We start from the raw sequence: 8,183 nt of genomic DNA on the forward strand, positions 1-8,183 counted from the left end.
TTTGTGCCAAATTCACTTAACGTAGCCCACTACGCCGCGTTCATTTGGCACAAATCTCCCACAAAGTGGCACGCACAGCTACCAGAAAGCAATTTTCAAACACGCTCTAGCAGAGCTAATCAATTCATCCGATGAGGCTCCTGCAACAGCGGCTCCCAGACCAGCAAAATTATCACTATTAGGGTCTAGTCGAACCATTGCTGCTGCCGCCGCGATTTGAATTCCCGCACTCATGTCAAATGTTACAGCTCCCACAGAAGCACTGATTAAATTAAGTAGTGCACTTTTATTATGTTCCTCTTTATTTTTTGAGCTCGCTGATTTTATGGTGATATTCATTTCTGCTCCATACCCTCTCATGACACGGTCGCGATAGATAGCATGATAATATGTATCAAACTGACTTGCATTACCTGATGAGAGCAAAATAAATCTCACAAAATTATATGCATCTACAAATGAAACTCCTACCTCCCAATAATCCCATAATGTTGTTTCCGTTATCAATGTATGAAAATCTCTCTCTATCCATTGAAGAAACTTTACCACATTACTCTCTAATTTGTAAAATCCTCTATCCATATCCTGTCCGCTATATACAACCCTGATAATCCCTCCACACCGACACACAAGGAATGAATTTTTGCTTATGAAATCTTTTTGCGTATCCCTAAATTCTACCTTAAACTGCAATCCGTTCAAATCCGTTTTAAACTGCTCCAGTATTGCCCTGAAATCCAGATCATCATCATAATCTAATTCTGATACCGCCTCATAAAAATCCTGAAATATGTCCCTTACTCTTTCCATATTTTTTGATACCAGCTCCTGATGATCTGCAAAAAACAGCTCATCGCAAACCATATCAGATAATAGTTCTATTACCTTCGACATGCTCTTTGTTTTCCTGTCAAAACCTGAAAGTGGATCCTCCGTTTTCTCATTCCATGCCGCATGCCACTCCCTCTTGATTTGTTCCAGATCAAAATAAAAACTATCAGAAAACTCATCAATTATTATATTATCAAAATCAGGTTTTATCGCTTCAAAAGCACGGTTAAAGCGTTCCCATGCCGTCTCTATAAAACCTGGCTGGCCGTCTTTCAGCTTCTTTCTTGCCTTTTGTATAACCTGCATAAAGGTTTTCTGAATCCGCTCCAGGTTTTGCCATGTCTCTTTCGACCAATTAAAATATTCCGTAACCGTTGCCTTCGTACTGTTAAACCATCGATCCAACACCTGAAGCAGGCATGGGTACTGCTTTTCCGACAGCATTTTCTGCTGTTGGACATTCAGGCATATATTGTGAAACTCTGATGCCCGCTGGCCCCACACGACGGCTTCCGTTGTGTTTCCTTCATTCTCTGCCTCTATACATTTCCTGCTGGCGTACTCCTCTAAATTCTTTACGGCTTCCTCATAAAATCTTGACCGGCAAAACGGGAAAGGCTTTATATTTATATATGGTTTACAGTCTTCATCAAATATAAACGGATAATCCGTACAGAAAATGTTCCTGTCACCGTCCGGATCCACCGTTAAATATTGATAAATTTCAAAATTTTCTTCAGCCGCGTCACTGATCTCTTTCTCTTTCGTACAATTACAATACACTAATGCCGGCGCGCTAATCCCTTCACTCATCTAAATCCCCTCCAAATATAACTCCCATTACTCCTGAAACATCCAAATCCATACCATTTCCCGCACAGGCGGGTATCCCTCCAAGCGCCTTTCCCGCGATCCCATCCGCCTGTGGGGCCGGAATTGCGCCCATTGCCTGAAGCGCCATATTTTTCGCCGTCTCCGCGGCTCTCCAGGCGGTCTTTGGATCCTGGTTTTGTACCTGTTCCGCCTTTCTTCCCGCATCGCTTGTCAGAAACCGGCCTGTTTTAATCGTACATTCCAGGCCCTCCATATGGATCGAATTCTCCCGGCCCTTAAAACATTCCATATGGGCGGATGTCCCGGCCAGCACCTTTGCGATCCCTTCGTTTTGAATTGTGATATTCCCCTCTGCAACCATCCGTATCCGGCGGCTGGTCGTAAAGCTGACGCCGTCCCGGTTTGACAGATTCAGGCTGTGATCCGCACGCCTGATCCTCATCTCACCCGGGAACAGCTCCAGCCTGTTTTCCTCCGCCGTCTCCAGATTTCTGTACTCAGGGCGCCGTTCCTCCTCCCCTTCCCCGGGAAGGCAGCCTGCTATAAATGCATTTTTTTCATTGCTGTCCGGGAAATACAGGCAGACGCGGCTTCCTGTTTCCGGCATGGCATACATCCCGTTCCCTGTGACAGGCAGATATGGCCACTCACAAAGCGCCTCCTGTTTCGCCTCTCTGTCAATATCAAGCGCGATCTTCATTTTTTCGCCAATCCTCTCCTCCACAAGGCCGGACAAATGCAAACCGCAGAGACAATCGTTAAAATGAGGCTGTACCCGCCCGGCCTCCTCCCGCCCAAGCCGGCAGGTACAGCAAAGAAGGCCCTTTTCAAGCCGGACTTCCTTTTTTAATATAATAAGCTCTCTCCCATAACAGGATACTCTGTCGCTTATATGCATTTCCGGCGTTCCCTTCACTGTGATGAAAAGCTTATCCCCTTCGCCCCTGCGCCGCCCTGTCTGCTTATCGATCTCATAGATGTCCCCGATGCCTGTTTCGTATCGCTTCCCCTGTACCAGCCCGACGGCAGCCTTGGGGACTTCATGGTATGTATCCGGCACGAGGACCGCCTCCAGATAACCGGCTATCCGTTTCAGGAATTCCCAGTCGGTTTCTCCATACTGAATGAGGGCGTGGGGGAGTGTCTCATTTCCTCTCTTTGTGATCAAAACCGTACCCGTATCCCCCGCCACATTGCGCACAAGCTCTCTGTAGGTCATCTTTGCATCCTGGAAGGAGCGGTATTTCTTTTCACTGTCGAACTCTGCCGTTGCTGTTACACATTCCGCCTCAAAATAATAGAGCTCCCCTTCATTTCTGACGCTGTATGTCCGGATCCGCCCTGCAAATAAAACCGTCTCCTCCGTCTGATGCTCTTCCTGCCTTTCATAAGAAATGGTAATTGTGCGAAGTTTCTTTTTTAAAACAGCCATCCCCGAATCTTTTGGCAGGATCCCGGCAAGAGACGCCCTCCCATGCCCGTTCACCTCTGTTATGATGCTAAGGAACTGTCTCGAAATAACTTCCCATATTCCTTGTCTTTTTCTCCGATAGCCTGGATCCGCTGCGTTAAACCTCCTTCCTGCCTCCGGCCGGCCCCCAAAACCGCCCGATTCAGATACTATTTATCCTTTGCCGCCGAAAAAAGGTTATAGTAATGCTCGGCCCGCTCCCTTGTCAGCGCAAAATGCCGTTCAACCTTACAAAGTATCCTCTCCTTTGTCAGGTTATCCTCCAAACCGTCCAGGATAAACGCTTTAATCCCCTGTTCAAGCCCATCTTTCAAGCCGCCCTCCCTCGCCTCCAGCATCATCTGGTTATGGTCAAGAATCGCCTTTTCCCTCGCCTCATATTCCATCCGCTTCTCACGGTCACGGCTGATCACCTGCAGCTTCTCATATGCCTTTTCGATATACGGGTTCTTTTCCGCCAGCATGTCAAATTCCTCCTTTTTCTCTGCGTTTATGAATTTCGCCCACAGCAGGATTTCGTCGCTGTCCTCTTTTAACTCCTTTGGGAGCTTTGGCAGCTCCACCACATGGAATTCCAGCTTATCCGTAAAAAGTGTCTGCCGCGTGTCCTCCCGCAGGTGGAAGCGCGAGTAGAATTCGCTTTCCCCCTTAAACAGATCAAAATCAAGGATGCTGATTCCCACGCACTTTTTAAATACCGTATAATCCTGGCCTGTATGGATCTGTTCCGTATACATTTTTGCCAGGTAAAACAATGAGCGATCCGCCCACACGGAAAGCGCTGAAAGCTGGATCTCGATATCGATCTCCGTATCGTTGTTCAGCAGAATACGGACATCCAGGATGCCCTGTTTTTCATCCTTGTGAAATTTTCTCAGGCTTGTATTCAGCACCCGCGTTTCCCGGATATCCGCCGGGTTCAGTCGGAGCATGGCCGATAAAAAGCCGATGCGCGCCTGTTCGTCCATCATGATCTCCTTAAAGGCAAAATCTATCCTGGGTTTCATTAAAAATTCTGACATATTCCTCTTTATCCCTCCTTTTGTCCTGTTACATTTTATTGTACCAGACCGGAAGCCCTGTGGCCAGCCCAGGTATGTTAATCCACCAAAATTTTCCGCTTCTCCCTCCGGCCTCCCGTCCGCTCCTCTCCCCGCCCGGACTGCTCCAGGATGCGCCGCAGCGCCCCATACACTTTCCGCATGTCCATGTATTCATCCATGTCTCCACCCATACGCCCCGCCGCATACGCCGCCAGCGCCCGGGCCGGCATGGCTCCCGCTTCGCAGAGGCAGTGCATTGCAAACGCCCGATCCTCCTCGCGGCTTCCCCGCTCTGACAGGATCTCCTCCGCAAACCGCCGCGTCACCGCCGGGGCCAGGCTCTTTCCTCCCAGTCCTCCCCAGTCCGCATGCGTCACGTCCATTGTGTCGTATTCCGTCTCCATATCCGCAAAGCTCTTATATTCCGTGCGCAGCGCCGCCCCCTTCCTCAAATGGAAACGGCACAGCTCAAACACCCCATCGCCTTTCTTCTCCTCCCCTGACAGCGCAAGCTCCATCCGGTAAGCGATGTAGTCCGGGGCGCTCCTGTCCTCCCGCACGGCCATATGTAAATACCGCATTTCCTGCGCCGCCCCAAACGGGATCCTGGCTTCCTCCATCATAATGCACACAGCCTGGCCATATTTCAGGAGCCCGGGGCGGACGGCTATCTCCTCCCCCTGTACGCTCAGCCCGCACCCCCGCAGGATCCCCTGCCCGTATTCCTGGTACTCCACCCCGGCGTGCGCAAAGGCATAGTCCCTCAGGGACCAGAGCATCTCCTTTTTCAGGATCCGGTTCCGTTCAAATAATGGATATATATTCTGTATAACGCCTGCGCTCATGCCCATACCTCCCTCTCCCCGCTTCGTCCCGTCAAAAAAGTTCTGCATCCATCCGTCGTTTTCAAAGTAAAATGTCTCCTCCTTCTCCAGTACATCAGCAATTTCTATTCTCCGCAGATATCATTCCTTTACTATTTCAAACCAATTTAAATCTGCTTCTCCTGCATCTATGTATTTTTGTAATATTGCATCATATTCTTTTTCTGATATCCCATCCTCTGACTCGGCATCATGGTAAAATCCTATAATCAAATCATACGGCACTTTAATTGACACACTTTCAACAGGATATACATTATACCCATCCGATGACAGTCTGTAGAAATCCACTCCATAATTCATTGCTCCAGTCCACCTCAAAAATCCCGTTAGAATAAAAATAAAGGTTCACCCTATAACCAAACTGACGCCCCACATATTCCTGACATACATCTGAGCTGTCCCATTGTTCATCCGTCTGCCGGGCGATGCTCCCGTCCTGGACGTCCTGTCCCGGATAGCTGCATGATGTCAGTGCTAATGCCAATAAAATTAAAATTGCCTTATATTTCATTCCCCTTCTTCCCGCGCCTTATCCCGAATCCTGCTTCTGCCTCCAGCCCGCATTATTCCATTTCACCCCGCCCATTTTTATCTTAGATCGTCCAGATCGAATTTCAAAACCGCATATTGATCCATATAATAAAAATGTAAATTGATATACGCGTATTCTCTATCCATAGCAAAATAATAAGTCGTTCCAAAATATCTTCCCCAGTTATCAGCCGTATCTCCCAGTTTTCTCACCGTGGACACAAGTTTTTCCACTTCTTCTGGTTCATACCTCTCATAACGGCCTTTATATCTGCGTATGTATTCTCCTTGTATCCAATCGTACTTCAATTCTTCTATGGCCCGGATCACCTTCTCTCTGGAAAAATAATCTGTAAATGGAATCCGTTCTCCATCGGTTAAGCTAAACGTGATATAATCGCTGAACTGCATGCAATCTTCATCTCCAAAGTAACTCCTTCCTTCATACTTAATTCCTATACTTTCATTCTCTACTGAAAGAATTTCGTATTCATTTTCACCGTACCAGAACCAGGTTGATTCATCATTATACACGATATCATGAAACTTTTCTAATGTCTGATCTGCATTCTCCCAACTGAGCGACTGCGTCGCGGCATCCTTCAGCCCCTTATTTATTTTTCTCTGTACGGATACGTCTTCCATATCCGTTATCTGGGGAAACCGGATCGCTGCGTTTAAATAGGGTCTTTGAACAAATTCCCCCTCCTTCCGGTAATAGGATCTAATAGTATGCTCCTGAATCTTCAGGCCATTGATTGTTGTCTCATTACTTACTGTTTCAATATATCCCTTTCCTTCCATGTCTGAGCACATGCTGTTGCTGAAGCTTAATAATAAGCATATCAGGTTTATAATAATCTGATTCATAATCATACCGCCTTTCCCAATATGAATTTAAATTTTCCGCTTCGTTTGCTTTGGGCTGCAACCGCCTGTCTGATAACACAGCAGGCCATTTATTTCAATGCATCCAGACGGAACTTTAAAATAACATATCTATTCAATGAATCATCAAATGGAAAGCGTATATAAGCAAAACGGTCGTCTATCGCAAAATTATATATGTTTCCCATAAAGCTGTCTGAACTTTCCTCTAACTTTTTTATCGCTGTAACAAATCCCTCTGTTATCCTGGGCTCGTCACCTTTATATCCTCCCGGACTGTACTGTCCTTCAAGCATCTCAAATTTTAAAGAGCGGATCGCCTTTATTACGTCCTCTTTTGAAAAGTAATCAGTGAATGGGACCATCTCGCCGCTGAGCAGGTTAATTGTAATATAATCATGAAACGACGATGGATGAGCTCCTCCGAAATATACCATTCCCTCATAACCCACGCTGATACTCTTATCTCCAACATAAATTATATTATATTCATTCTCACCGCTCCAAAAAGTATTTAATCCATGATTTACGATATTATTAAACAGTCTCAGCGTCTGATCTGCATTTCTATTATTGAGCGACTGCGTTGCAGCGTTTATTAATAAATTATTTACTTTTTTCTCAATAGATTTATCTTCCATTCCCGATATCTGCGGATATCGGATCGATGCAAATAAACAGGGATCTCTGTGATTATCCGGGTTTGGCCAGTAATCGGCTGTAATGATACAATCTTTGATTCCCAATCCGTTCATTGTTGTTTCTCCGGTAACCATTTCAATGTATGCCTGTTTTTCCATACCTGTACACGCCTTGCCGCCGGAAGCTGATTCATCGGCTGTCTCTTCCATATGCGCTGTATTTTTTATTTCTGCACTTAGATTGTTGTTAAAGCTCAATAATAAACCAATCAATGTCACAATCATATAATTCATATGTCCCCCATCTCACCTTTCTAAAATAAAATCTGTATACAGCTTAATTATTATTTTTGTTTTCATATAAAGATTCTTTTGTGTCAGCAATTTCCAAATCTCCACCTGTTAATATTTTATAAAATTCTTTTGCATAATCATTCCGGACTGAAAAATGTATCGTCATCCTTCTTGTTTATATAATACGATATCTTAAAGCCTCTCCTCTGAGCTGACAACGTATTCAAATCTTTTTCTGCTCCATTCCGCCAATACAACCGACAGCTCCCCGGCGCTTCCTGCCATCTGCAATCCAGGTATGCGTATCATTCCTTTACTATTTCAGACCACTTTAAATCCGCTTCGCCTACAGCCATGTATTTTTGTAATATCGCATCAGCTTCCTTTTGTGATATTTCTTTTTTCCTCTCTGCATCATGATAATATCTTAATCTGTTTTCCTCATAGCCACCATAAAAACGTGACACTGTTTCTATAAATTCCACACTGTAACCGTTCTCTGAAAGCCTGTAAAAATCTTCCCCATTATCATAGCCACCATTGCTCCAGTGTACTTCAAAGATTCCATTTGTATAAAAATACAGATTCGTTCTATGCCCAAACCCATCATATAACTCAGTAAATGGGTTAATCGCCTGGACATTATCAAAGGTAAAAATATCATAAATCACAGGCGGCGTATTTCTTCCCCATGGACCCCCGATAAATAATTCGGGGGTTCCGTTGCCGTCTACGTCATATAATGCATAATACACCTTATAGC

9 protein-coding genes and 1 pseudogene are annotated in these 8,183 nt (G+C 45.4%); 1 reads left to right on the plus strand and 9 read right to left on the minus strand.

Annotated elements, in window-relative coordinates:
- Window positions 1–15: 15 nt before the first annotated feature.
- Window positions 16–135 (plus strand): annotated as a pseudogene (locus tag NFS31_RS27695) (DUF6783 domain-containing protein); the annotation flags it as partial.
- On the opposite strand, the gene NFS31_RS12225 reads toward NFS31_RS27695, so the two are convergent.
- The 9 genes from NFS31_RS12225 to NFS31_RS12265 form a co-directional block, all read right to left on the minus strand.
- Window positions 79–1,644, minus strand: a complete 1,566-nt coding sequence (locus NFS31_RS12225) for a hypothetical protein (protein WP_251495399.1) — start codon at window positions 1,642–1,644, stop codon at window positions 79–81. The pseudogene NFS31_RS27695 and the gene NFS31_RS12225 sit on opposite strands and share 57 nt — an antisense overlap.
- Window positions 1,637–3,097 carry a hypothetical protein gene (locus NFS31_RS12230; RefSeq protein WP_251495402.1) on the minus strand — a complete coding sequence of 487 codons (1,461 nt, stop codon included), beginning with the start codon at window positions 3,095–3,097 and terminating at the stop codon, window positions 1,637–1,639. The genes NFS31_RS12225 and NFS31_RS12230 overlap by 8 nt, the downstream gene beginning before the upstream one ends.
- Window positions 3,098–3,285: 188 nt before the next feature.
- Window positions 3,286–4,158 carry an Rpn family recombination-promoting nuclease/putative transposase gene (locus NFS31_RS12235; protein ID WP_160228539.1) on the minus strand — a complete coding sequence of 291 codons (873 nt, stop codon included), beginning with the start codon at window positions 4,156–4,158 and terminating at the stop codon, window positions 3,286–3,288.
- A 77-nt stretch (window positions 4,159–4,235) separates the two neighbouring features.
- Window positions 4,236–5,072 carry a hypothetical protein gene (locus tag NFS31_RS12240; protein ID WP_251495405.1) on the minus strand — a complete coding sequence of 279 codons (837 nt, stop codon included), beginning with the start codon at window positions 5,070–5,072 and terminating at the stop codon, window positions 4,236–4,238.
- 72 nt (window positions 5,073–5,144) lie between these two features.
- Entirely contained in the window at window positions 5,145–5,366 is a 222-nt protein-coding gene (locus tag NFS31_RS12245; RefSeq protein WP_251495408.1) for a hypothetical protein, read from the minus strand.
- Window positions 5,320–5,577, minus strand: coding sequence for a hypothetical protein (locus NFS31_RS12250; protein ID WP_251495411.1), 258 nt, complete (start codon window positions 5,575–5,577; stop codon window positions 5,320–5,322). The genes NFS31_RS12245 and NFS31_RS12250 overlap by 47 nt, the downstream gene beginning before the upstream one ends.
- A 77-nt stretch (window positions 5,578–5,654) precedes the next feature.
- Entirely contained in the window at window positions 5,655–6,467 is an 813-nt protein-coding gene (locus NFS31_RS12255) for a hypothetical protein (RefSeq protein WP_251495413.1), read from the minus strand.
- An 89-nt stretch (window positions 6,468–6,556) separates the two neighbouring features.
- Window positions 6,557–7,420, minus strand: coding sequence for a PdaC/SigV domain-containing protein (locus tag NFS31_RS12260; protein ID WP_251495416.1), 864 nt, complete (start codon window positions 7,418–7,420; stop codon window positions 6,557–6,559).
- A 305-nt stretch (window positions 7,421–7,725) separates the two neighbouring features.
- Window positions 7,726–8,183: hypothetical protein (locus tag NFS31_RS12265; RefSeq protein WP_251495419.1), on the minus strand; the 458-nt coding region annotated here is incomplete at its 5' end.

It is taken from the genome of Otoolea muris (assembly GCF_943193115.1).
Taxonomy (GTDB): Bacteria; Bacillota; Clostridia; order Lachnospirales; family Lachnospiraceae; genus Otoolea; species Otoolea muris.

Bases quoted from the DNA above. Each gene is read 5' to 3' on its own strand.
- NFS31_RS12225 (WP_251495399.1), bottom strand. From the start codon at position 1,644: ATGAGTGAAGGGATTAGCGCGCCGGCATTAGTGTATTGTAATTGTACG.
- NFS31_RS12230 (WP_251495402.1), bottom strand. From the start codon at position 3,097: ATGGCTGTTTTAAAAAAGAAACTTCGCACAATTACCATTTCTTATGAA.
- NFS31_RS12235 (WP_160228539.1), bottom strand. From the start codon at position 4,158: ATGTCAGAATTTTTAATGAAACCCAGGATAGATTTTGCCTTTAAGGAG.
- NFS31_RS12240 (WP_251495405.1), bottom strand. From the start codon at position 5,072: ATGCAGAACTTTTTTGACGGGACGAAGCGGGGAGAGGGAGGTATGGGC.
- NFS31_RS12245 (WP_251495408.1), bottom strand. From the start codon at position 5,366: ATGAATTATGGAGTGGATTTCTACAGACTGTCATCGGATGGGTATAAT.
- NFS31_RS12250 (WP_251495411.1), bottom strand. From the start codon at position 5,577: ATGAAATATAAGGCAATTTTAATTTTATTGGCATTAGCACTGACATCA.
- NFS31_RS12255 (WP_251495413.1), bottom strand. From the start codon at position 6,467: ATGAATCAGATTATTATAAACCTGATATGCTTATTATTAAGCTTCAGC.
- NFS31_RS12260 (WP_251495416.1), bottom strand. From the start codon at position 7,420: ATGAATTATATGATTGTGACATTGATTGGTTTATTATTGAGCTTTAAC.